Genomic DNA, 21,711 nt, shown 5'->3' with positions numbered 1-21,711 from the left:
TTACTCCAGAGGAACTGAACTTGGAATATTTACGACTCTTTCTTCCAGCCATAATGAGTTAGTTAAATCACCTTGTAATGCAGTTTGGTACATTGGCAATCTGGTCATTAAAGTCCAGATTGGGCGAGTCATCACCTTATTTGAATTGGTTTCATCCAAAATCAAATCTCGTTGTGCTTTATCTTTGCAAACAATGGCATTTAACCAATAGTTAGATCGGCAGTCTTCAGGTTCCACAACAAATGAAACATCACTATCTTTCAAGAAATCTTGATATTGCTGAGCTAAATCACGCTTTTTAGCAAGGAAACTTTCCAAACCTTCCATTTGTGCACAACCTAAAGCAGCATTCAAATTCGGTAACCGGTAGTTAAAACCATTTTCATCATGATAAAACTCATAAGGATGCGGTATTTTTGCAGTTGTCGTAATGTGCTTCGCTCTTATGCCAAGTTCTTCATCTTGACACAAGACCATACCGCCACCGCCTGTAGTTATGACTTTATTTCCATTAAAGCTAAGTGCTGAAACTAGACCAAAAGTTCCAGTATGTTTACCTTTGTAGTAAGAACCTAAACTTTCGGCAGCGTCTTCAACTAATGCAATATTCCACTTTGTTACGACCTGTTGAAGCTCATCAATTTCCACAGGATGGCCAAATGTATGCATTGGAACGATTGCAGAAATTCGTTTATTCGTTGCTTTGTGTTTACATACACCTTGGTCATCAACAAAAGCATTAACTTGCAAATAAGCGTCTAATGCTTTTGGACACAAGCCGAGTGTCTTCAATGAAACATCAATAAATAATGGTTCCGCACCGATATAAGACAAGGCATTACAAGTTGCGACAAAAGTCAAAGCTTGTGTAATTACGATATCGTCGCGCTTTACACCAGCTAGTAAAAGAGCAATATGTAAAGCCGCTGTTCCATTAACAGTCGCAATAGCTTTAGCACAGCATGTAAATTGTTGAACCTTGGCTTCAAAGTCATTTACATACGCACCAACACTAGAGACAAAAGTACTATCAATCGTATCTAATACATATTTCTTTTCATTACCAAAAAAACGAGGTTCATGTAAGGGAATAAAATTATTGGTACGATAAATATCTCGTACAAACTGATTAAATTTAGAAGTATCCATTACATTTTCCCATCTAAATATAAACCTGTTTCTTTGTGTCCAAAGTTAGGCATCATATAGTTAAATAGATCAACAATTTCTTCTTTATTCCACTGCTTATTTGAAAGCATTGCATGAATTTTTTCTTCAAATACATGCAATTTATCTTCTTCAACATTTAGCTCGTTTTTAATAACACCTAAATTATTAAAACGTTGCATATCTAAAGTTTCATTATCGGTAAAGAATTCTTCAAAATCTTTCTCCCCCGTAGTTGTGCTTCCAGCAAATAAACAAGGCCATTTTCCTTGTTTTGGCAAAGTCTGAATTAGGCTACGCGCTTCATCCTCAGACTCACACAAATACGGCTCATACCCAAGGTTATTAAGATATTTGACTGCAATATCAGCAAAAGTAATGAGGTGTAAGTGTTCGCTAAGTTTAGGGAAGAAAATATCTCTATTTTCACCTAGTAAACAGGACATTAGACATAGCTCACCAGATTCTTTTGGAGTAACGAAATAGCGGCGAATATCGTTTGGCGCCGCTATTGGCTGATTTTTCTGAATACGTTGGTTAAAACCATGCAATAAAGAACCATCAGAAAATGCAACATTAGCAAAACGAGCAGTTGAAATATCTATATGCTGACTTTGACGCATAAGGAACATTTCCATAATGCGCTTCGAGCCACCCATCATATTGACTGGGTTTGCAGCTTTATCTGTTGAAACACAGAAATACTTTTTCACACCTTTTTCAATAGATTGCTGAATCGTTTTTTCAGTATTTAAAATATTGACATGAATCATTCGCATCAATGTAAACGGGTCTTTTTCACTGCGCACATGTTTCAAAGCAGAAAGATTTAAAACGTAGTCAAAATCACCATCATTCCTGATATAAGCATCATATTCAGCAGAGCCAATATCCAATGCAAAAGTCTGGAAATCTCCATCAATATACCCAAATGAACTACGAATATCACGAACAACTTCTGTTAAGTTATTTTCAGAAATATCAACAACATGAAGCTTCCTAGGATTGCGTTTAAAAATCTCTTTAACAACGGCCTGTCCAATTGAACCAGCACCACCCAAAACTAAAAACTTAGATGTCGAAACAATCTCAATTAATTTATTGTTCCAATGCTGAATATCATCAACAAAAAGTTCTTGTGTTCTGCCAATTAAATTTAATTGAATATCTGTAGACATTTTCAACCCTATTTAAAAACTTATTCCATATAAATATTGATTATATTTCGGCCAAACTTTATGAAATCACCTTCATTTCATCAACTATAAAATTAAGGCAGAAAGTTAGCTTTTAAAAAGTTGGCTAAATCACATACTTTAAATTCAGCAACAATATATCAGAATTTTTTTATACTCTAGAATGAAATTGTATGACGACTTTAAAAGTAACGCATATCATATTGATAATTTCAACTAAAATACAATATTATCAATAATTAACAAAATCGCTTGTCCAGTCAGATAAACTTAACATACAAAGCTAAACGATTAATCGGTGATTTTTTAGGATTTTTGAGCTAGAATTGGGAAAATTCTAAGTCTAAACACACATGATTGTGTCTAAGCTGATATAAATTTTATAAATATTCAAGGGTAAATTGTGAAGCATTATCAATTATTTTCCATCCTTGCAATTAGCTTAAGTGCTGTTGGATGTGCTGTCACTTCTGGTCTTCAAACTTACGACATTCCAAATGAAGGGGTTTATAAAACTGATCTTGGGACAACTGTAAGTGTGATAAAAATTACACAAGATACTTTAGAGTCTATAAAACCAACCCAGTCAAACTACCAACAAAACTATACTTCTTTATTTAATCAACCACAGCGTGTTTATCGTTTAAGTCCTGGTGATGTTTTATCCATTCAACTTTGGGCATACCCTGAAATCACCCCACCTGTAAACAATCTGTCGAATGATCAATCGATTCAAGCGAACGGATTCCCTATTGATTATAATGGGTTCATACAATTGCCCTTAGTCGGTCGATACAAGGCATCTGATAAAACGTTAAGTCAATTAAATTCAGAATTACGAAATCAATTTGCTCATTATTTAAAAACCCCTGACGTAATTGTCAGAGTCTTAAACTATCAAGGGCAACGTTACTCTGTACAAGGAAGTGTAAGAAAAGGTGGTCAATTTTATTTAAATGACCAACCTATCAATTTATATACAGCTCTTGGTGTGGCTGGTGGTGTATCTGAATTAGGTGATAATACTTATATACAATTAGTACGTAATGGTACTACTTATAATATCAATACACTTGAATTAGAAAAAGCAGGCTATTCGCTACACAAACTTTTAATTCAACCAAACGATACAATTTACGTAAGTACTAAAGACAATCAGAAAATATATATTATGGGTGAGTCTGGTAAAAACCAAGCTCTGCCAATGCGTGATCAGGGCATGACTTTGAGCGATGCTCTCGGTGAGGGTTTAGGTTTGAATCCTTTATCAGCAAGTGCCAGCCGAATTTATGTATTACGCACTAACGCAAATGATCGACGAACTGAACTTTATCATTTGAATTTAATGAGCCTTGGTGACTTTGGGTTGGCAAATCAATTCCGTTTACGTAGTAACGATATTGTATATATTGATGCAACAGGCTTAACTCGCTGGCAACGTGTTATGAACCAGATTGTACCGTTCTCGAATGCACTTTATAGCTTTGATCAGCTAGGTAAGTAATCATGCAGATTCGAAGTATTTTAGTGGTTTGCGTTGGTAATATTTGTCGTAGCCCCATGGCAGAATACCTACTAAAACAGGATTACCCTCAGCTAACGATAGAGTCAGCTGGTATTTCCGGACTTTCAGGTCATCCTGCCGATGACAAAGCACAGCTATGTATGCAACATTTAGGTATTAATATAAGTGGGCATATCGCAAAAAAATTAAATGCTGAACATTTAAAAAAAGCGGATTTAATTCTGGTGATGAGCAAAAATCAGCAAGCTTATATTGAACAAACTTGGCCTTTTGCTAAAGGAAAAGTTTTCAGATTAGGTCACTGGCAGAATAAAAATGTGCCAGACCCATATCAGCATGATCAGGCTTTTTTTGATGAGACATGTCAGCTTATTCAACAGTGTGTCACTGATTGGAAAAATTATATTTAACTTTTAGATTAAGATTATGAGCCAAAATACCAATACTGAAGACACAATTGACTTGAAAGAGCTTTTTTTCTCTCTTATTGCTCAATGGAAATTAATCGCTTTATTTATTATTCTTAGTCTTGTATGTGCACTTTTGTACCTTCGTGCAACACCTGATACCTATTCAGTTGATGCCTTAGTTCAAGTTGAAGACAGTAAAGGGGCTTCAGCTGCTTTATTGGGTGATTTATCACAAATGATTGAACAAAAATCACCCGCTCAGTCTGAAATCGAAATTCTAAAATCCCGTTTAGTTTTAGGATCAGTAATTCAAGCACTTCATCTTGATCTAAAAGTTTCAAGTGAAGATGATAACTTTAGCCAGCGCTTAATTCATAAAACTGTTTATGAAACAGAATATGCGCCCAAAGCAGTCACTTTTCACGATGGCCAAAAAGCTTTTGATGTACAGCAATTTGAGGTTCCCAACTATTATTTGGATAAGACCTTAAGTTTAAGCTTTAAAGGTAAGAGTTTTAGCTTAACCGATACAAAAACTGAAGAGGTTCTATTAACAGCACCCCTGAATCAGTTGAACCAATTAACCACGCGTGCGGGTGTTTGGAAAATTGCTATTTTTTCTTCGGATATATTTGACGCACATTATTTCATAGAAAAGCAATCGCTGCCTGCTGCGGTACAAGCGATTAACTCAAATTATTCAGTCGCAGAAAGAGGTAAACTCACTGGGATTTTAGGTCTAAGTTATCAAGGGCAAGATAAAGAACATATCACAAAAGTTCTGAATGCAATTTTAGCTGCTTACAGCGCGCAAAATGTAGAGCGTCGCTCTGCAGAAACAGCGCAAACGTTGAAATTCTTAGATGAACAACTTCCAGATTTGAAAAAGCAACTCGATGATGCTGAACGTGTCTTCAATAAATTTCGTCAGCAACACAATACTGTTGATGTGACTAAAGAATCTGAGCTTTATCTAACACAAAGTATTACTTTAGAAACAAAAAGAATAGAATTGCAGCAACAACAAGCAGATCTTGCAGCAAAGTACACAGCTGAACATCCAGCGATGCGTGAAATTAATGCTCAAATTGCTGCAATTAATAAACAAATTGGTGATTTAAATAGTACATTAAAAAAATTGCCAGATATACAACGACAATATCTTCAATTGTACAGAGAGGTTGAGGTTAAAACCCAACTTTACACTGCTTTATTGAATTCGTATCAACAGCTTCGAATTGCCAAAGCAGGCGAAATTGGTAATGTTCGTATTGTAGATACTGCGGTTGAACCTGTTGAACCAATTAAGCCAAAAAAATTACAAGTACTTGTCTTGGCTATTTTCTTGGGTGGATTCATTGGTACACTTATTGCTTTGTTACGCAATATGTTACGTACGGGTATCAAAGATAGTGGGCAAATTGAAAATGAATTCAATCTACCTGTTTATGCAACTGTACCACGCTCTCCGATTCAAGAGACACGTATCAGTATTTTAAAGAAAAAGAAGAGTATTCCTATCCTTGCGGTTAAGCATAATGATGATATTGCGATCGAAAGTTTACGTAGTATTCGAACAGCGATTCATTTTGCACTCGTAAATGCGAAGAATAATATTATTGTTATTGCAGGTCCTTCTCCTGAAGTTGGTAAATCATTTATTTCAACCAATTTGGCCACTATTCTTGCACAAACTAACAAGAAAGTTTTGTTGATTGATGCAGATATGCGTCGTGGCTATATACATAAATATTTTAATTTAGATGTAAAGCCTGGTTTATCTGAATTTTTAAGTCATCAAGCTGATCTAAACCAAGTAGTTCATACAACTGAAGTAGATGGCTTAAGTATTATTACACGGGGTAAAAGTCCAGCGAATCCATCGGAAATGTTAGGATCTGAACAGTTTGCGGTATTACTTAACCAATTAAGCCAAGAATATGATCATATTATCATTGATACACCACCTGTACTTGCTGTAACCGATGCAATTATCATTTCTCAATATGCGGATGTGAACTTACTTGTAGCACGCTATGCTAAATCACAAATGAAAGAGCTTGAACTAAGTTTAAGTCGCTTTGAACAAGCGAATGTCAAAGTAAATGGCTTCATTTTAAATGATATTCAACGTGCTGGTGCTGGGTATGGGTATGGGTATGGATACAATTATTCATATGCTTACAAAGCAAATAAAGATGATTAAAAATCCATCATAACAGTCATATCAAAAAGCCAGATCTCAAAGTCTGGCTTTTTATTGATAAACACAGAAACTATATAAAAAATACACGCATTTTTTAGCTGAGTTATTCAATGCTTAAGCTTAGACATGCTAAGATCATGACCATATTTTTTATTAAAATCTTACTTCGGACATCTCATGAGTAAAGCTTTACCTGTCATTGCAGCAGTCGTTTTAGGTGGCGCAGCCCTTGTTCCTGTTTACTATGCTACTCAGCACCCGACGACTGAACTTGGATCAAAAGCGGATAAAAATGCAGCCCCTGTTGCAAAAATCAGTTATGCCTTAGGCTATGAAGTTGCAAAACAAACACCACCTGAATTGGAAACAGCTGCATTTATCACAGGTTTCCGTGATGGGCATGCCAAAAAGCCTGCTGCATACACCGAAGAAGAATTACAAGCTGCTTATATGGAATTCCAAAAGGAACTTCAACAAAAACAAATTAATGAAACCAAAAAAGCTGAAACCACAAACAATGGTTTTTTAGCTGAGAATGAGAAAAAAGAAGGTGTAAAAAAAACGGCTTCCGGTTTACAGTACAAAATTATTAAAGAAGGTACTGGCAAACAACCTGTTGCAACCTCTGTTGTGAAAGTTCACTACAAAGGTCAATTAACCGATGGTAAGGTCTTTGACAGTTCTTATGACCGTGGTGAGCCAATCGAATTTCCACTCAACCAAGTCATTCCCGGTTGGACAGAAGGTTTACAATTAATGAAAGAAGGTGGCAAAGCAACGCTTTATATCCCTTCTCAACTTGCTTATGGAGAACAAGGTGTTCCTGGTTCTATTCCACCAAATAGCACATTAATTTTTGATGTCGAATTAATCGCTGTAAAATAATTAGTACCAAGGAGAGCATACGCTCTCCTTTATTTTGGAAGAAATAATGAAAAAACTAAGTTTGATTTTAATTGCCTCAATGATGAGCACAGCAAATGCAGCACCTATTACTTTAAAAAGCCCACAAAAAGATCAGTTAGGATATAGTTACGGTTATTTAATTGGTAAGAGTTACGCTGAGACATTAAAAGATCTTGATATTGCAACAATCTCACAAGGTCTAGAAGAAGCGATACAAGGTAAGTCTGCATCGTTAACTGATGAAGAAATGATTAACCTATTAAGCCAATATAAAAAGCGTCTCGAAGCAAAACAACTGATAGAATTTCAGGAACTTGCTCAAAAAAATGAGCAAATTGGAAAAGCGTTTTTAGCTGAAAACACAAAGAAAGCTGAGATTATAACCACCAAATCAGGTTTACAGTACCAAGTGATCCAAGAAGGCAAAGGAAAATCTCCAAAGGCAACCTCTACAGTTAAGGTGAATTACGAAGGTCGTTTACTGGATGGTACTGTGTTTGACAGCTCAATTGCCCGCAACCATCCAATTGAGTTTAAACTGAACCAAGTGATTGCTGGTTGGACTGAGGGTGTGCAAACCATGAAAGAGGGTGGTAAAAGCCGTTTCTTTATTCCAGCCAATTTGGCCTATGGAGATGTTGGTGCAGGTGATGCAATCGGACCCAACAGTACCCTGATTTTTGATATTGAATTACTTGAAGTTAAATAGTAAAAAACCCTCCATCAGGAGGGTTTAGTTTTTTTAGAGAGGTATTAGGCCTTTAAATGTCTTGGGCGGAACCCTGTTGCCAATAATCCTACCGCATAGGCCACTACCCCAACGACACACAGCCCAACCACTTCAGCAATCCGTAACCACTGTGAAATATCACCCTGATACCAAGTCAGTGCATACCAAAGTGCAGCAATCATGGTGAGGTTGGCAATGGTAAATTGCATTGCCAGTTTCTTCCAGTGCGTTCCAAAACGATAGATATTGCGTTTGTGCAAATAGAAATACAACATGCCTGCATTCACCAAAGCTGAGCCTGAAGAAGCCAACGCCAAAGCCATATGTTCTGCATGCCAGTCAATCAGTTTAAATAAACCAATAAATACCACGTTTAAAATGGCATTTGCCGCAACTGCCATTAACCCGACACGAACAGGGGTTTTGGTGTCTTGCTGAGCGTAAAAACCAGGTGCAAACACTTTGATCAACATAAATGAGATCACCCCTGCACTCATACATTGCAAGGCCAGTGCCGTCATGTGGGTATCTTCCAGTGTAAATTCACCGCGCTGAAACAATGCCTGAATAATTGGGGTGGACAGCATAAATAAGGCAATACTTGCAGGAATGCCCACCAACATAATGATCTTGGCAGCCCAGTCAATCATACTCCTGAATTTGGCCTGATCCTGTTCGGCATGACGTGCTGATAACGAAGGTAAAATCACTGTACCGATTGCTACGCCAATTAAACCCAATGGCAGCTCTGTCATACGTTCAGCACTATATAACCATGACACTGAACCATCTTGCATGAATGAAGCCCAAATCGTATTCAGCAATAGGTTGATCTGTGTGACTGACACCCCAAACAGTGCTGGCAGCATCAGCTTTAAAATACGGTCAACACCTTCATGTTTAAAATCAACTTTAGGGGGAATCAGTAGATTCTTTTTCCATAACTCTGGAATCTGGATGGCAAGCTGCAAAATACCCGCCACAACTACCGCCCAACCCAATGCCATAATCGGTTCAGCCATATACGGCGTTAGCCACCACGCCCCTGCAATCATTGCCAGATTCAGCAACACAGGTGAAAACGCAGGTGAGGCAAATGAACCATAACTATTTAAGATGCTACTCGCAAAAGCCGTTAATGACATGAACATCAGATAGGGAATCGTAAGACGAAACATATCAACGGCAAGGTCAAATTTCTCAGGATCGTTATGAAATCCGGGTGCGTAGATATAAATAATTGCAGGTGCAGCAACCATTGCGACAAACGTCAATAATGACATGGCTGTGAGTAGACAACCAAAAACTCGACTGATGAGAATCTGAACTTCGGCATGCGCACGACTGGTTTTATATTCTGTTAGAACAGGAATAAAGGCTTGTGAAAATGCCCCTTCAGCAAATAAACGCCGAAAAAAGTTGGGAATACGAAAGGCAACAACGAAAGTATCGAAGTCCTTGCCCGCACCAAATACATTGAGTAGCACAACATCACGTACCAATCCCAAAATTCGGGATAACATCGTCATTGCACTGACAATGACAGTCGATCGCCACAATGCCATCGCATTCACCTACGGCTTATCTTTTAAAAAGCGTTATTGTAATGAAAGTCAAAATAGATTTCGTTGTGAAATCATAAATTCGACGAAGTTTTTTTAGATAGTAATTGACGGAATAATTGCCAATCAAAATATAACCCGGGATCAGTTTTACGTTTTGGGGCGATATCAGAGTGACCTGCAATATGATTCTGAATTTTTGGATAGGCCTGTCGCAATACCGTTACGATTTCTACGAGAGCCTGATATTGTTCAACTTCAAAAGGCAAATCATCGCTGCCTTCTAATTCGATCCCAATCGAATAATCATTACATTCTTTTTGAGCCAGATAACTTGAGCGCCCTGCATGCCATGAGCGATCATTAAAGTTTACAAATTGAATGGCCTCTCCCGTACGCAAGATCAGCAAATGTGCGGATACCTGCATCCCTTCAATGGTCTGAAAATATGGATGGATAGACCAATCTAATTTATTTTGAAAAAACTGCTGAATATAGCCTCCACCGAACTGTGAAGGTGGCAAACTAATATTATGAATAACAATTAGTTGAATATCTGTATCATCAGGACGAGTATTAAAATTAGGTGATGCAATCTGGGTCGCACCGATTAATTTTCCATCTTGCACTTGAGTAAATTTAGTCTGTTGCATTACGACCCGAATCAGCAATTTAATGTTTATTTACTGCATTCTGACATGCTTTATCAGGAATAATCGAGATGAAATACTTATTTTTTATGAGGAGGGTGCTAATATATCGCACAAGTTTTTTGGTCATAAATATACTGGAACGGGTATGAGTATTCCTCAATCTTTGCTTGAACAATCTATTCAAATCAATATTCAACAAGCATTACAAGAAGATATTGGGGATGGTGATATTACCGCAATGCTTACCCCTGAAGAAGAGCAAGCAACCGCAACGATTATTACCCGTGAAGATATGGTATTGGCGGGTCAGCCTTGGGTGAATGCACTCATTCAAGCATATGACAGTAATGTTCAAATTACATGGCTAAAGCAAGAGGGTGAACTTGTAGCGGCAAATGAGGCGTTTTTAAAACTTGCAGGTTCTGCACGTAGTTTACTGACTGTGGAACGCCCTGCTTTAAACTTTATTCAAACTCTTTCTGCTGTGGCGACTAAAACTGCAAATTATGTGCAACAACTTGAGGGTTTAAATACCAAATTGCTTGATACACGTAAAACCTTACCTGGTCTACGTATTGCACAAAAATATGCAGTTGCTGTGGGTGGTGGACAGAACCATCGTCTAGGTCTATTTGATGCATTCTTAATTAAAGAAAACCATATCATGGCAGCGGGTGGCATTGCTCAAGCAATTGCTAAGGCACATGACATTGCACCGGGTAAACCTGTCGAAGTAGAAGTTGAGACTTGGGACGAGTTAAACCAAGCACTTGAAGCTGGTGCAGATATCGTCATGTTAGATAATTTCAGCCAACAACAGATGATTGACGCGGTTAAACATGTTGCAGGGCGTTGCAAATTAGAAGCCTCAGGCAATATCACCATTGAAAATTTACGCGAAGTTGCAACAACTGGCGTCGACTATATTTCAATGGGTGTACTCACTAAGGATGTGAGAGCTGTCGATTTATCTATGCGTTTTAATGCTTAGACATCATCTATCTCAGTTGAATGCTTATGAGTCGAAGTATCGATAGATGCTTCGGCTTTTTCACTCCATGCTGACTTAGCTTGTGTCAAATCTGTTGGTCTTGGATCCGCAGCCATTAAAACAAAAGTCACTGCTGTTAAAAAAACCAAAAAAACTTGTACCATGCTTCCCGTCCTTCTTTATTTTTCATTTTTCTAATCTATCAAAGCAAAATGATTCAAATAAATGGGTTATGTGACAAACTGCAAAGATTGTGTGATTTTATGTTGAGAAATAAATTGACCTGTTTATTTCGTTACTTGCGGTTACAGCCCTTGGCAACAAGTTCGTGTTGATATGCTATGGTTGGACTTTTGACTTGGGTTGTACTCATTTTCCTGAGTATTTATAGGTTTATGCTTCATTAGCATCTAAATTGATAAATAAAAAAAAGGCGGTCTAAAGTAGCCAGACCGCCCGCACTATCAACTGGAGATTACCAACCAAGTGCCTGCTGTTGCTTCTGAATCAATTCTGCGATTCCTTTTTCTGCAAGCTCTAACATGGCATTAGACTGCTGGCGAGTGAACGGTTTCTCTTCTGCCGTTCCTTGAATTTCAATAAATTCGCCCGCTTGTGTCATCACCACATTCAAATCCGTTTGGCAATTTGAATCTTCTTCGTAACACAAATCGAGTAAGACTTCGTCTTGGTACATTCCTACTGAGATTGCTGCTACGAGACCTTTTAACGGGTCTTGTTTAATCTTTTTATTGCTCAGTAACACATTCATAGCATCAACTAAAGCTACCGCTGCGCCTGTAATGGCTGCTGTACGAGTACCGCCATCTGCTTGAATGACATCACAGTCAATCGTAATCGTGTTCTCACCCAACTTCTTCAAATCCACCATGGCACGAAGACTACGACCAATGAGACGTTGGATTTCTTGGGTACGTCCTGTTTGCTTACCGCGCGCTGCCTCACGGTCACTACGTGTATGCGTCGAACGTGGCAACATACCGTATTCAGCAGTCACCCAACCTTGCCCTTGACCTTTCAAGAAACGTGGAACTGAGTTATCAATACTTGCTGTACACAACACTTTGGTATGACCAAACTCAACCAAAACTGAACCTTCTGCGTAACGGGTATAGTTACGTGTGATTTTTACTTCACGTAATTGGTCTAATGCTCTTTGGTCAATACGCATAACGATTCCTTAAAACTATGGCACAAATATGATTGCGCCATAGTATAGCTCAATTACACGTGCTTTCAGTTTTACTTATTCGTTACAATTCCACGAATAAGCAATCCTTTAAGCAAATTTAAATCTCGCTTTTAAATTAGTCCAACCTTGTGCCAATTGTGCCGACGTATCATTTGGCAATGAACATTTTGCTAAGCGCACCCAAACTGTCCAAAATTGCTTCATGAAATTCGCTTCGTTATAGTTCACGCCATATTCAGCACATAAAGCTCTGATCTGTGGTGCCACTTGCTCATAACGATTGGCTGGCATATCTGGGAACAAATGGTGCTCAATCTGATGGCTTAAGTTACCACTCATAAAGTGCATCCACTTACCACCTGTGAAGTTGCTTGAACCACGGATCTGACGTAAATACCATTCAGCCTTGCTTTCGTTCTCAGTATTATCGGCTTCAAAGGTTTCTGCATCTTCAGTAAAATGACCATTAAAAATCACTGCCGAAGACCATAAGTTACGAATCACATTAGCTACAGCATTGCCTGCCAATACTGGGATAAAGTTAATGGTCGCAATCGTAGGGAAAAACACATAATCTTTGAGGACTTGTCGAGTCGCTTTTTTACGAAACTCGGCTGCATCTGCCCACACTTGTTTCCATGTTTTGGTTTTATACACTAGCGCATCTTCCAAATGTAGGTTTTGTACGCCCACATACCATTGGAAAAAGAACATTAACTGTAATGCCAATGGAATATTGGCCAAATGACGAACTTCCCATTTTTGATCTTCCGTGACACGTAAGATGCCATAACCAACGTCATGGTCTTTGCCCACAATATTGGTATAAGTATGGTGCATATAGTTATGGGTAAAACGCCAATCATTCCCTGAACAGGTATTGTCCCAGTCATAATCTTCACCACGTAAACTTGGATCATTCAACCAGTCAAACTGACCATGCATAACATTGTGTCCAAGTTCCATGTTTTCGACGATCTTAGATACGCCTAACATTGCTGTACCCAATAACCATACAGGTGGAATCCAACCACCGAACATCAACATGCCACGAGATGCAATCTCGGTATAACGCACAAAATTACGGACTTTATAGATATATTTTGAATCTTCTTCGCCTAAATTCTGCATCACAGCTAGACGAATTTCTTCGACACGACGACCAAATGCTTCAACTTGCTCTGGCGTCAAATGTGCTGACTTTGATGCTGCTTTAAATTCTAATGCCATATTCATTTCAATTATCCTCAATATTTGTTTTTATAGGTCAATCGTGACTGGGCTAAGGGCTTGGCTTACACATAACTTGATCGCACGATTAGGCTGATCATCAATCTCACCCGTAATCACGTTCTGTGTTACACCACTAACTTTGGTACAGCTACAGCGATTACATACCCCCATGCGACAACCATGCTGTGGGCGTAAACCTGCTTGCTCCGCACTACTTAATAGATTGGTCGTTGCAATAAAATTCTGTTGCGCACGGCGGAAAGTAATCGGTTGAGCTTCGTTAGATTGCTCAATTTGTACAGGTTGGAAAAACTCTTGATGAAAATTTCCTACCGCATCCTGTTGAGCATAAATCTCTTGTGCTTGGCGCATCATGCTGTGATGCCCACAAGCATATGCCTGTAATTCTTTAAAATTCGGAACTAACTTTTCTAATAAAGCGGTATCTAAATGCTGCTTTTGCTGTGCTGTATTAAAAAAGTGATATTTCAGTTGTGGATATTGTTCTGCTAAAGCCAATATTTCCTGATGGAACACTTCAGCACGGTTAAAATACACGACATGAATTTCTTTAAGCTTTTGAGCAACTGCCTGTTTTAACAATGAGTAAGTTGCAGTAATCCCAGAACCAGAAGCAATCAAGAGTGCAGACTGTTGTCCTTGATGTAGCACAAAATCGCCTTGTGCTTGAGAGATTTCAAAACGATCCCCTACACGCAATTGTTGTGCTGCTTTTGACACTAAACCTTGAACCTTAATGCCTAATCGAATTTCACCATTTTTAGTAATATCGACAATTGAATAGCTACGTTGGTGATAAACCCCATTGATCATTAACGTGATCAAAACACTTTTACCAGCTTCCACTTCAATGAAATCAAAGTTGTGGTTTGGTTTTATGGTGAGTAAAACCATATCTGAGCTTAACGACTTTACAGCGGTAACTTCTGCAAGAATACGTTTCCAAGCAAACGTTGGCTTTATTTTTTGCAAAACAAAATCAACAAAATCTTCGCGAATCCAATGTGGCTGATAACTTAACTCTGCGTTCATACGTTCCTCGTTTTGTATCTGGCTATTTATTTTGAGTGAACAAATGTTCTTGTAGTGAACATATGTACACTATATTTATTTGTGTTCACTGAGTCAACACTTGTTCACTATTTTTTTGAAAATTTTTTATGCTTTTTTATAAGTAGTTAGAAATATTAATAAAATAATTATTCTTAGGCTTCACCACGCCAAAAGCGATTGCTGATATTTCTTTGTCTAATTGAAAATGTGTCTGATTTAGCTATGGATTAGGGCTAAAAAAATGATGTTTTTTTTGCTAGACTCTACCGTATGGTTTTAATGGATCTTATTCATGTCGATTAGAGATGAACGAAAACAACAGAGTCGTCAGGCTTTACTTGATGCAGCGCTCCACCTCAGTACTTCTGGGCGTTCATTTAGTAGTATTAGTTTGCGTGAAGTTGCACGTGAAGTTGGCTTAGTCCCAACGGCATTTTATCGTCATTTCCAAGATATGGAGGCATTAGGGCAAGAACTAGTTGACCAAGTGTCTTTGCATTTAAAAAGCTTGATTCATCAATTGGGGCAAAGCTATTTAAAACATAGCGGATCTGCTAAAACACGGACAAGCATTGAACTGTTTGTACAGGCTGTCAATCATAGCCCTCAGCAATGGCAATTTATGATTGCAGAACGTTGGGGCGGCTCCGAAACTGTTCGTATTGCGATTGCACGTGAGATTGAATTTTTGATTGAAGATCTCGCAATCGATTTATGCAAACTCGAGACTTTTAAACACATTCAAGAAGCCAAAGATTTACAAGTGTTATCAGCGATTCTGATTAATATGTCATTTACATGGGCAATGACGTGGATCAACTTACCGAAACAATTTCCAATTGATCGTTTGTTAGAACAACAAAACTTATTTATTGACAATGCAGCGACTCAAGTCCGCTTACTTTTCCGAGGTATCTCGAACTGGGAACCACAAAACGCCTGATCTTATCAAAGCTAAAGTTTGATATATAAAAGCATTGCTTAGCGTTATGATTAATAACACACTAATGCAAATGCCGTTTAGAACACTATGAGGAGCCTATAAGCATCATGAATCCTGATCGTCATACTCAGTTCTTAATTCGTAAAGAAAAAATTTTGCAGGTTGCAGAAAAACTTTTATTAGAAAACAACCAAGAAATGACCTTGGATGAACTGGTTGCCGAGCTAGATATTGCTAAAGGTACTTTATATAAACATTTCCGCAGTAAAAATGAATTACTGTTGGAACTGATTATTCAAAATGAAAAAGAAATCCTAAAAATTTCAGAAAAATATAACACTGATGTTAAAGAATATGCGCCTCGCTATATGCTTTACCATTTAACCTCACCGAGTCGTACGATTTTACTGCATCAGTTAGAAGAACATCTGACGATGACTGAGTCCAAGCTCAAACATTTGTTCGATGAGCTTTATGCAATCCGCCAACAGCGTATTATTTCGCTCAAAGATATGACTGAAAAATATTTAAAATCACAGAATTATGATATGTCGATTCGTGATTATCTTTCTTATATTTGGTCTCTGACTTACGGCGCAGCTTTGCTCTTGAATTCAAGCTATTACCAGCGTTCAATTGGTTCTCGTGAGAAGCTGATTAACCTGTATGTAAACCAAGCTCTGTCTTTACCGACACAAAAAGTTCAAATCGATTTAAAAGATTTACAAATCGATCAAAACTAAATAAAAAAGGACTGCTACTGCAGTCCTTTTTATTGCTCATAGTATGAACTATTTCGCTTTACGTTCTTTTTCTAATAAGTAATCAATAACTTGTGTCACTTTGCCATCTTCACCTTGCACAACATACTTACCGTTTACAACAACGGCAGGTACGCCCGTAAGTTGATATTGCTGTGCCAATTTATTTGACTCAGCCACTTTTGCAGTGATTGGGAAAGAGTTAAACATACTGTTAAATTTCTGTTCAGGCACGCCATAACGAGCAAAGAATTTTGCTTGTGATGCTTGATCAAAAATTTGTTGTCCGCCGTCATGGATGGCATGGAATAATGGAATATGGGTTTTCTTACGTACACCTAGTGCCTCAGACACATAGTAACCTCGAGCACCCTGCTCCCATACTTTATTCATCGCTGCTGGCGTACGGAGGAAATATACATCACTTGGGATCTTCTTTAACCACGTTTGCATATGTGGTTCAAGCTTAAAGCAGTGCGGGCAACCGTACCAAAAGAATTCACGTACTTCAATTTTTCCCGCTGGCGCTGCCGTCTTACCAGGGTTAGCCACCACGGTATAGTCTTTACCAGCAACAAAATCAGCAGCCATTGCATTCATCGAAAATGCCATTACAGCTGCACTTAAACCACCTAATACTAACTTTTTCATTGAGTTTGCGTTTCCTCTAAGCATTTTTCGTAAGTTTATATGCTAAATATAAATCAAACACGACTAATTCGTTTTGCTTGTGTGAAGTTTTTTATTGGATTTATCGCTTTTTTTTCAAGAAGCGCTACACTAACAACAGATTAAACCGAAATAATCATCCTAATATGAATGAGGTGACACCATGTCGCAGTTGAATGTTGACCCACAGGAAATCGCAAAATTTGAAGCATTGGCTGCTAAATGGTGGGACCAACATTCTGAGTTCCGCCCACTTCATCAAATCAATCCTTTACGTTTAAATTGGATTGACGAACGTGTTGGTGGACTGGCAGGCAAGAAAGTGCTTGATGTTGGCTGTGGTGGCGGTATTTTGGCAGAAAGTATGGCTCGTCGTGGCGCTGATGTTTTAGGGATCGACATGGGCGAAGCCCCGCTGGCTGTAGGACGTTTACACGCACAGCAAGAAAATGTGCAAAATATTGAATATCGTCAAATCCCAGTTGAGGAGTTAGCGCAACAACAAGCAGGACAATATGACGTAGTGACCTGTATGGAAATGATGGAACACGTTCCTGATCCAGCCTCAATTGTCAAAGCCTGTCAAACACTGGTTAAACCAGGTGGACACGTCTTCTTTTCGACCATTAATCGCAACCCAAAATCCTATTTATTCGCAATTATTGGCGCAGAATATGTCCTACGTTTGTTACCAAAAGGTACGCATGATTATCATAAATTTATCCGCCCTTCAGAAATGGCGCATGATATTCGTAACGCAGGCTTGAGTCTAAAAGAAATGATAGGCTTACATTACAACCCTATCACTAAGCATTATTGGTTAGCACCCAATGTAGATGTGAATTATATGGTTCATACCACAAATACAGGTGTCTAATGAAAGCCGTTTTATTTGATCTTGATGGTACTTTGATCGACACTGCTGCTGATTTTATTCGCATCATTCAACAAATGTGCCGTGATGAACAGCGTCCTGTTGTTGATGCAGCAACCATTCGCACTCAAGTGTCTGAAGGCGCACGGGCAATGGTCAAATTGGTGTATCCAGAATTGGATGTGACCGATCCCATCTTTCTCGCCCATCGCCAGCGCTTTTTAGATGTATACGGTGACAATATTGTGGTGGATACGGATTTATTTGTTGGGATGTATGCTCTGCTCGAAGAACTTGAGGCAAACCAGATTCCTTGGGGAATTGTCACCAATAAACCACGTGGTTTAAGTGAATCATTATTGGCTGAATTAAATTTAACTGAACGCTGTGCAGTTTTGGTTTGCCCTGAAGATGTCACGCATACCAAACCCGATCCTGAACCGATGTATCTAGCGGCGAAACAGTTGAATCTGGATGCCAAAGACATTATCTATGTGGGGGATCACCCACGTGATATTGATGCAGGTCGAAATGCAGAGATGTATACCATTTTGGCGGCTTATGGGTATTTACCAATAGAATCTCGTGATGATCTGAACGCTTGGCAAGCAGATGCAATTATCCAAACTGTGACTGAGTTACATCAACTGCTCAAACAGAAAATCTCTGCTTTATCAGAAAATCAGGGTATGATGAGCTAAACATTCAACATAAGAACTAGGAGGCATAACAATGAAATATTCAGAATATCAACCTCGTCCAGATCTACTCAAAGATCGTATCATTCTCATCACGGGCGCAGGTGATGGAATTGGTCGAGCTGCTGCTCTTAGTTATGCCCTTCATGGTGCAACTGTGGTTTTGCATGGACGTAGCCTGAATAAACTTGAAGTCATTTATGATGAAATTGAAGGTTTAGGTGCACCACAGCCTGCAATATTGCCATTACAGCTTTCAACTGCATCCAGTCATGACTATGAGCTCCTTGTCGATACGCTTGAGCAACAATTTGGTCGCTTGGATGGAATTTTACATAATGCGGGCATGTTAGGTGATCGAGTTGAACTAGCGGATTACCCTGTTGATGTTTGGGACGATGTCATGGCCGTAAATTTACGTGCACCTTTCGCGTTAACTCAAGCATTATTACCACTGCTTGAAAAATCTGAACATGCTTCAGTGGTATTTACCAGTTCGAGTGTAGGTCGTGAAGCTCGTGCTTTATGGGGAGCATACTCTGTTTCTAAAGTTGCAACCGAAGCAATGAGTAAGATTTTTGCAGCAGAAAACACCTATCCGAATATTCGTTTTAACTGCATTAATCCAGGCGGTACCCGTACAGCGATGCGTGCGAAGGCTTACCCAGAAGAAGATCCAAAAATCCTTCCAACGCCGGATAGTATTATGCCTGCTTATCTTTATTTGATGGGTGATGATAGTTTAGATATGAATGGACAAAGTATTGACGCTCAATCTTAACCAATTGAATATAATAAATTTAAACTATATTAAATACGGGCTTCGATGATACTTTTCTAGAGAAATTGCTTAAGGATCTCCATCTTTTTAATGGAATAATGAATTGATCTTCACAGTTTCTCTGCATTTTTAAGGTACAGTTTTCACATGAGAGACATCCGAAGTCCATAAGGTGCATCATGAAAAAATTTTTCATTATCTTGGTTTTAGGTTCAACAACCCTATTGAGTAGTATGGGTAGTTTTGCAGGTCCACATTTTGATCGTGATGATGACTCACGCGGTGGTGGCTGGCAAGGTCGTAACTTTGATCGTCCAGATGATGAAAACCGTATGCGTGAACGTCGTATGCGTGAAGAACGTGGTGTTGAGCGTTTAAAACAACATCGCTGGCAAGCAGGTTACGTCATGCCACAGCATTATCGCGGAAACGGCTACAAAGTTGATTATAAATATAATAATCTCCCACGCCCTGGTCGTAATGAGCAATGGTATAAAATCAATAATGATTTTATTTTAGTCAACTCTGATGATAATAGTATTATCCGAATCATGGGGTTCTAAACATATTCTCGGACGATGACTGTACAAAGTTGAAGCGTTGTTTTAGGAATAGATTTATCTTTTTATTTTTTTCGTTAGAATCAGATAAATTGATGTATATCTGAGATGAACATGGCGAACCAAATGACTGAAACTTCACATAGCACAACGCAAGATTATGTGCATTGGTTTCGCCACTCAGCACCATATATTAATGCCCATCGTGATAAAACTTTTGTGCTTATGTTTGGTGGTGAGGCCGTCTTACACCAAAACTTTCAGCATATTATTCATGATATTGCCCTATTGCATTCTTTAGGGATTCGTTTGATTTTGGTGCATGGCGCACGCCCACAAATTAATCAAAATCTACGTGAAAGCCAAATTGAAACGCCTTTTCATCAAAGTCGTCGTGTGACAACTCGTGCATCACTACGTAGTATCATGAATGCAGTTGGATCGATTCGTTTAGAAATTGAAGCTCTTCTATCAATGGGCTTAGCAAATTCACCCATGTATGGTGCCCGCATTGATGTCGTTTCGGGTAACTTTGTAACGGCTAAACCCTATGGCATTCGGGATGGAGTTGATTTTCAGCTCACAGGTGAAGTCCGTTCAATTGATACCGATGCGATTCAACGTCACTTAGATAATCATAATATTGTGTTACTAGGGCCTACAGGTTATTCAACCACTGGAGAAGTATTTAACTTATTGGCGGAAGAAGTCGCGACCAAAACAGCAACTGCATTACAAGCCGATAAATTGATTTTGTTGGGTGAAAATCAAGGATTAATGAATGAGCAACAACAATTATTACGTGAATTAAGCTCGTATCAACTTGAACCTTATATTCAACAATACCAAACACAATATCCAGAATTCGCCTTACACCTCAAACAAGCTCAACAAGCTTCATTATCTGGGGTGCATCGTGTTCACCTCATTTCATATACTTATGATGGTGCTTTGATTGAAGAACTATTTACACGCGACGGGATTGGCACTTTAATCACAGATGCCCACTATGAAGAAGTACGCATTGCCAATATTCATGATGTTGGCGGTTTAATCAACTTATTACGTCCACTCGAACAGGAAGGTATTTTAGTCTATCGTTCACGTGAACGTCTTGAAAGTGAAATAGAACAGTTCGCGGTGATTGAACGAGATGGCATGATCTTAGCCTGTGCAGCGCTCTATCCTATTCCTGCTGAATTAGGTGAAATTAAATCCGCTGAAATTGCCTGTGTCGCTGTCGATTCGAGTTATCGTAAATCGAATCGTGGTAGCCAAATTTTGCAATTTTTGGAAACCAAAGCAAAACAACAAGGTATTCAACAACTGTTTGTTCTCACGACCCGTACCGCACATTGGTTTTTAGAGCAGGGTTTCAGCCCAGCAAGTGTTGATGATTTACCGAATGCTCGACAAGCGCTCTACAATTATCAGCGTAATTCCTTAGTCTTCAAAAAAGTTTTGTTCTAATTATATTTGACCTGAAGATATCTTTATTTCTGATAAAGATATCTTTTGACTTCTTTCTTTTCTATTTTTATTCAGCTCATTAGAAAAAT

General features: G+C 38.6%; 22 protein-coding genes. 13 read left to right on the top strand and 9 right to left on the bottom strand.

The window, feature by feature from the left end; genetic code table 11:
• Positions 1–1,149 carry a LegC family aminotransferase gene (locus tag M5121_RS08350; protein ID WP_249570907.1) on the bottom strand — a complete coding sequence of 383 codons (1,149 nt, stop codon included), beginning with the start codon at positions 1,147–1,149 and terminating at the stop codon, positions 1–3.
• The gene (locus M5121_RS08345; RefSeq protein ID WP_249570906.1) at positions 1,149–2,345 is read right to left on the bottom strand and encodes a UDP-N-acetylglucosamine 4,6-dehydratase; all 1,197 of its coding nucleotides are present in this window, start codon (positions 2,343–2,345) and stop codon (positions 1,149–1,151) included. The genes M5121_RS08350 and M5121_RS08345 overlap by 1 nt, the downstream gene beginning before the upstream one ends.
• A gap of 421 nt (positions 2,346–2,766) precedes the next feature.
• Between M5121_RS08345 and M5121_RS08340 the strand changes: the two genes are divergently transcribed.
• From M5121_RS08340 to bamJ (M5121_RS08320), 5 genes are all read left to right on the top strand, one after another.
• A complete protein-coding gene (locus tag M5121_RS08340) occupies positions 2,767–3,867 on the top strand; it encodes a polysaccharide biosynthesis/export family protein (protein WP_249570905.1) in 1,101 nt (366 codons plus the stop codon).
• A 2-nt stretch (positions 3,868–3,869) separates the two neighbouring features.
• Positions 3,870–4,298, top strand: a complete 429-nt coding sequence (locus M5121_RS08335; protein ID WP_249570904.1) for a low molecular weight protein-tyrosine-phosphatase — start codon at positions 3,870–3,872, stop codon at positions 4,296–4,298.
• Between the two features lie 16 nt (positions 4,299–4,314).
• On the top strand, positions 4,315–6,504 hold the full coding sequence (locus tag M5121_RS08330) for a polysaccharide biosynthesis tyrosine autokinase (protein WP_249570903.1): 2,190 nt from the start codon (positions 4,315–4,317) through the stop codon (positions 6,502–6,504).
• Between the two features lie 177 nt (positions 6,505–6,681).
• Positions 6,682–7,389 (top strand): BamJ family beta-barrel-assembly machinery protein, encoded by a 708-nt coding sequence (gene bamJ, locus M5121_RS08325; RefSeq protein ID WP_249570902.1) that lies wholly within the window; start codon positions 6,682–6,684, stop codon positions 7,387–7,389.
• Positions 7,390–7,435: 46 nt separating this feature from the next.
• Positions 7,436–8,119: a BamJ family beta-barrel-assembly machinery protein gene (gene bamJ / locus M5121_RS08320; RefSeq protein WP_249570901.1), complete on the top strand. Its 684-nt coding sequence runs from the start codon at positions 7,436–7,438 to the stop codon at positions 8,117–8,119.
• Positions 8,120–8,163: 44 nt separating this feature from the next.
• Here bamJ (M5121_RS08320) and murJ read toward each other — a convergent pair whose 3' ends face one another.
• Together murJ and ampD are read right to left on the bottom strand one after the other, a co-directional pair.
• Positions 8,164–9,714: a murein biosynthesis integral membrane protein MurJ gene (murJ, locus tag M5121_RS08315; RefSeq protein WP_249570900.1), complete on the bottom strand. Its 1,551-nt coding sequence runs from the start codon at positions 9,712–9,714 to the stop codon at positions 8,164–8,166.
• A gap of 62 nt (positions 9,715–9,776) precedes the next feature.
• On the bottom strand, positions 9,777–10,355 hold the full coding sequence (ampD, locus tag M5121_RS08310) for a 1,6-anhydro-N-acetylmuramyl-L-alanine amidase AmpD (protein ID WP_249570899.1): 579 nt from the start codon (positions 10,353–10,355) through the stop codon (positions 9,777–9,779).
• Positions 10,356–10,500: 145 nt separating this feature from the next.
• Here ampD and nadC point away from each other — a divergent pair, with 145 nt between their 5' ends.
• Positions 10,501–11,346 (top strand): carboxylating nicotinate-nucleotide diphosphorylase, encoded by an 846-nt coding sequence (nadC, locus tag M5121_RS08305; RefSeq protein ID WP_161420029.1) that lies wholly within the window; start codon positions 10,501–10,503, stop codon positions 11,344–11,346.
• On the opposite strand, the gene M5121_RS08300 is transcribed toward nadC, so the two are convergent.
• The 4 genes from M5121_RS08300 to M5121_RS08285 all read right to left on the bottom strand — a co-directional run bounded on the left by M5121_RS08300 (position 11,343) and on the right by M5121_RS08285 (position 14,845).
• Positions 11,343–11,510, bottom strand: coding sequence for an ABZJ_00068 family colistin stress protein (locus M5121_RS08300; protein ID WP_249570898.1), 168 nt, complete (start codon positions 11,508–11,510; stop codon positions 11,343–11,345). The genes nadC and M5121_RS08300 overlap by 4 nt on opposite strands.
• A 311-nt stretch (positions 11,511–11,821) precedes the next feature.
• A complete protein-coding gene (gene rph / locus M5121_RS08295; protein ID WP_004665354.1) occupies positions 11,822–12,538 on the bottom strand; it encodes a ribonuclease PH in 717 nt (238 codons plus the stop codon).
• Positions 12,539–12,646: 108 nt separating this feature from the next.
• Positions 12,647–13,789, bottom strand: a complete 1,143-nt coding sequence (locus M5121_RS08290; RefSeq protein WP_249570936.1) for a fatty acid desaturase family protein — start codon at positions 13,787–13,789, stop codon at positions 12,647–12,649.
• A gap of 30 nt (positions 13,790–13,819) precedes the next feature.
• Positions 13,820–14,845, bottom strand: a complete 1,026-nt coding sequence (locus M5121_RS08285; RefSeq protein ID WP_249570897.1) for a flavin reductase family protein — start codon at positions 14,843–14,845, stop codon at positions 13,820–13,822.
• 313 nt (positions 14,846–15,158) lie between these two features.
• Here M5121_RS08285 and M5121_RS08280 point away from each other — a divergent pair, with 313 nt between their 5' ends.
• Both M5121_RS08280 and M5121_RS08275 read left to right on the top strand, forming a co-directional pair.
• On the top strand, positions 15,159–15,809 hold the full coding sequence (locus M5121_RS08280; protein WP_161420026.1) for a TetR family transcriptional regulator: 651 nt from the start codon (positions 15,159–15,161) through the stop codon (positions 15,807–15,809).
• Between the two features lie 107 nt (positions 15,810–15,916).
• Positions 15,917–16,552, top strand: coding sequence for a TetR/AcrR family transcriptional regulator (locus M5121_RS08275; RefSeq protein ID WP_004665358.1), 636 nt, complete (start codon positions 15,917–15,919; stop codon positions 16,550–16,552).
• 48 nt (positions 16,553–16,600) lie between these two features.
• Here the strand turns inward: M5121_RS08275 and M5121_RS08270 are convergent, their stop codons facing one another.
• Positions 16,601–17,221 carry a thiol:disulfide interchange protein DsbA/DsbL gene (locus tag M5121_RS08270; RefSeq protein ID WP_249570896.1) on the bottom strand — a complete coding sequence of 207 codons (621 nt, stop codon included), beginning with the start codon at positions 17,219–17,221 and terminating at the stop codon, positions 16,601–16,603.
• 181 nt (positions 17,222–17,402) lie between these two features.
• On the opposite strand from M5121_RS08270, the gene ubiG reads away from it, so the two are divergent.
• The 5 genes from ubiG (at position 17,403) to argA (ending at position 21,622) form a co-directional block, all read left to right on the top strand.
• Positions 17,403–18,116, top strand: coding sequence for a bifunctional 2-polyprenyl-6-hydroxyphenol methylase/3-demethylubiquinol 3-O-methyltransferase UbiG (gene ubiG / locus M5121_RS08265; protein WP_249570895.1), 714 nt, complete (start codon positions 17,403–17,405; stop codon positions 18,114–18,116).
• The gene (locus M5121_RS08260; protein WP_087544425.1) at positions 18,116–18,814 is read left to right on the top strand and encodes an HAD family hydrolase; all 699 of its coding nucleotides are present in this window, start codon (positions 18,116–18,118) and stop codon (positions 18,812–18,814) included. The genes ubiG and M5121_RS08260 overlap by 1 nt, the downstream gene beginning before the upstream one ends.
• Positions 18,815–18,845: 31 nt before the next feature.
• Positions 18,846–19,592, top strand: coding sequence for a YciK family oxidoreductase (locus M5121_RS08255; RefSeq protein WP_005163614.1), 747 nt, complete (start codon positions 18,846–18,848; stop codon positions 19,590–19,592).
• Between the two features lie 179 nt (positions 19,593–19,771).
• On the top strand, positions 19,772–20,155 hold the full coding sequence (locus M5121_RS08250) for an RcnB family protein (RefSeq protein ID WP_087536667.1): 384 nt from the start codon (positions 19,772–19,774) through the stop codon (positions 20,153–20,155).
• Positions 20,156–20,266: 111 nt separating this feature from the next.
• Positions 20,267–21,622 carry an amino-acid N-acetyltransferase gene (gene argA / locus M5121_RS08245; protein ID WP_249570894.1) on the top strand — a complete coding sequence of 452 codons (1,356 nt, stop codon included), beginning with the start codon at positions 20,267–20,269 and terminating at the stop codon, positions 21,620–21,622.
• Positions 21,623–21,711 lie beyond the last annotated feature (89 nt).

The organism is Acinetobacter sp. ANC5681 (genome assembly GCF_023488045.1).
In the GTDB taxonomy this organism is placed as follows: Bacteria; Pseudomonadota; Gammaproteobacteria; order Pseudomonadales; family Moraxellaceae; genus Acinetobacter.
The sequence above is the reverse complement of the archived record's forward strand: the minus strand, read 5'-3'. Positions and strand labels throughout refer to the sequence as shown.

Bases quoted from the DNA above. Each gene is read 5' to 3' on its own strand.
- M5121_RS08280 (WP_161420026.1), top strand. From the start codon at position 15,159: ATGTCGATTAGAGATGAACGAAAACAACAGAGTCGTCAGGCTTTACTT.
- ubiG (WP_249570895.1), top strand. From the start codon at position 17,403: ATGTCGCAGTTGAATGTTGACCCACAGGAAATCGCAAAATTTGAAGCA.
- ampD (WP_249570899.1), bottom strand. From the start codon at position 10,355: ATGCAACAGACTAAATTTACTCAAGTGCAAGATGGAAAATTAATCGGT.
- M5121_RS08275 (WP_004665358.1), top strand. From the start codon at position 15,917: ATGAATCCTGATCGTCATACTCAGTTCTTAATTCGTAAAGAAAAAATT.
- bamJ (WP_249570902.1), top strand. From the start codon at position 6,682: ATGAGTAAAGCTTTACCTGTCATTGCAGCAGTCGTTTTAGGTGGCGCA.
- M5121_RS08335 (WP_249570904.1), top strand. From the start codon at position 3,870: ATGCAGATTCGAAGTATTTTAGTGGTTTGCGTTGGTAATATTTGTCGT.
- M5121_RS08350 (WP_249570907.1), bottom strand. From the start codon at position 1,149: ATGGATACTTCTAAATTTAATCAGTTTGTACGAGATATTTATCGTACC.
- M5121_RS08330 (WP_249570903.1), top strand. From the start codon at position 4,315: ATGAGCCAAAATACCAATACTGAAGACACAATTGACTTGAAAGAGCTT.
- argA (WP_249570894.1), top strand. From the start codon at position 20,267: ATGGCGAACCAAATGACTGAAACTTCACATAGCACAACGCAAGATTAT.
- M5121_RS08255 (WP_005163614.1), top strand. From the start codon at position 18,846: ATGAAATATTCAGAATATCAACCTCGTCCAGATCTACTCAAAGATCGT.
- M5121_RS08345 (WP_249570906.1), bottom strand. From the start codon at position 2,345: ATGTCTACAGATATTCAATTAAATTTAATTGGCAGAACACAAGAACTT.
- nadC (WP_161420029.1), top strand. From the start codon at position 10,501: ATGAGTATTCCTCAATCTTTGCTTGAACAATCTATTCAAATCAATATT.
- M5121_RS08285 (WP_249570897.1), bottom strand. From the start codon at position 14,845: ATGAACGCAGAGTTAAGTTATCAGCCACATTGGATTCGCGAAGATTTT.
- M5121_RS08300 (WP_249570898.1), bottom strand. From the start codon at position 11,510: ATGGTACAAGTTTTTTTGGTTTTTTTAACAGCAGTGACTTTTGTTTTA.
- M5121_RS08270 (WP_249570896.1), bottom strand. From the start codon at position 17,221: ATGAAAAAGTTAGTATTAGGTGGTTTAAGTGCAGCTGTAATGGCATTT.
- M5121_RS08260 (WP_087544425.1), top strand. From the start codon at position 18,116: ATGAAAGCCGTTTTATTTGATCTTGATGGTACTTTGATCGACACTGCT.
- M5121_RS08290 (WP_249570936.1), bottom strand. From the start codon at position 13,789: ATGGCATTAGAATTTAAAGCAGCATCAAAGTCAGCACATTTGACGCCA.
- bamJ (WP_249570901.1), top strand. From the start codon at position 7,436: ATGAAAAAACTAAGTTTGATTTTAATTGCCTCAATGATGAGCACAGCA.
- M5121_RS08250 (WP_087536667.1), top strand. From the start codon at position 19,772: ATGAAAAAATTTTTCATTATCTTGGTTTTAGGTTCAACAACCCTATTG.
- rph (WP_004665354.1), bottom strand. From the start codon at position 12,538: ATGCGTATTGACCAAAGAGCATTAGACCAATTACGTGAAGTAAAAATC.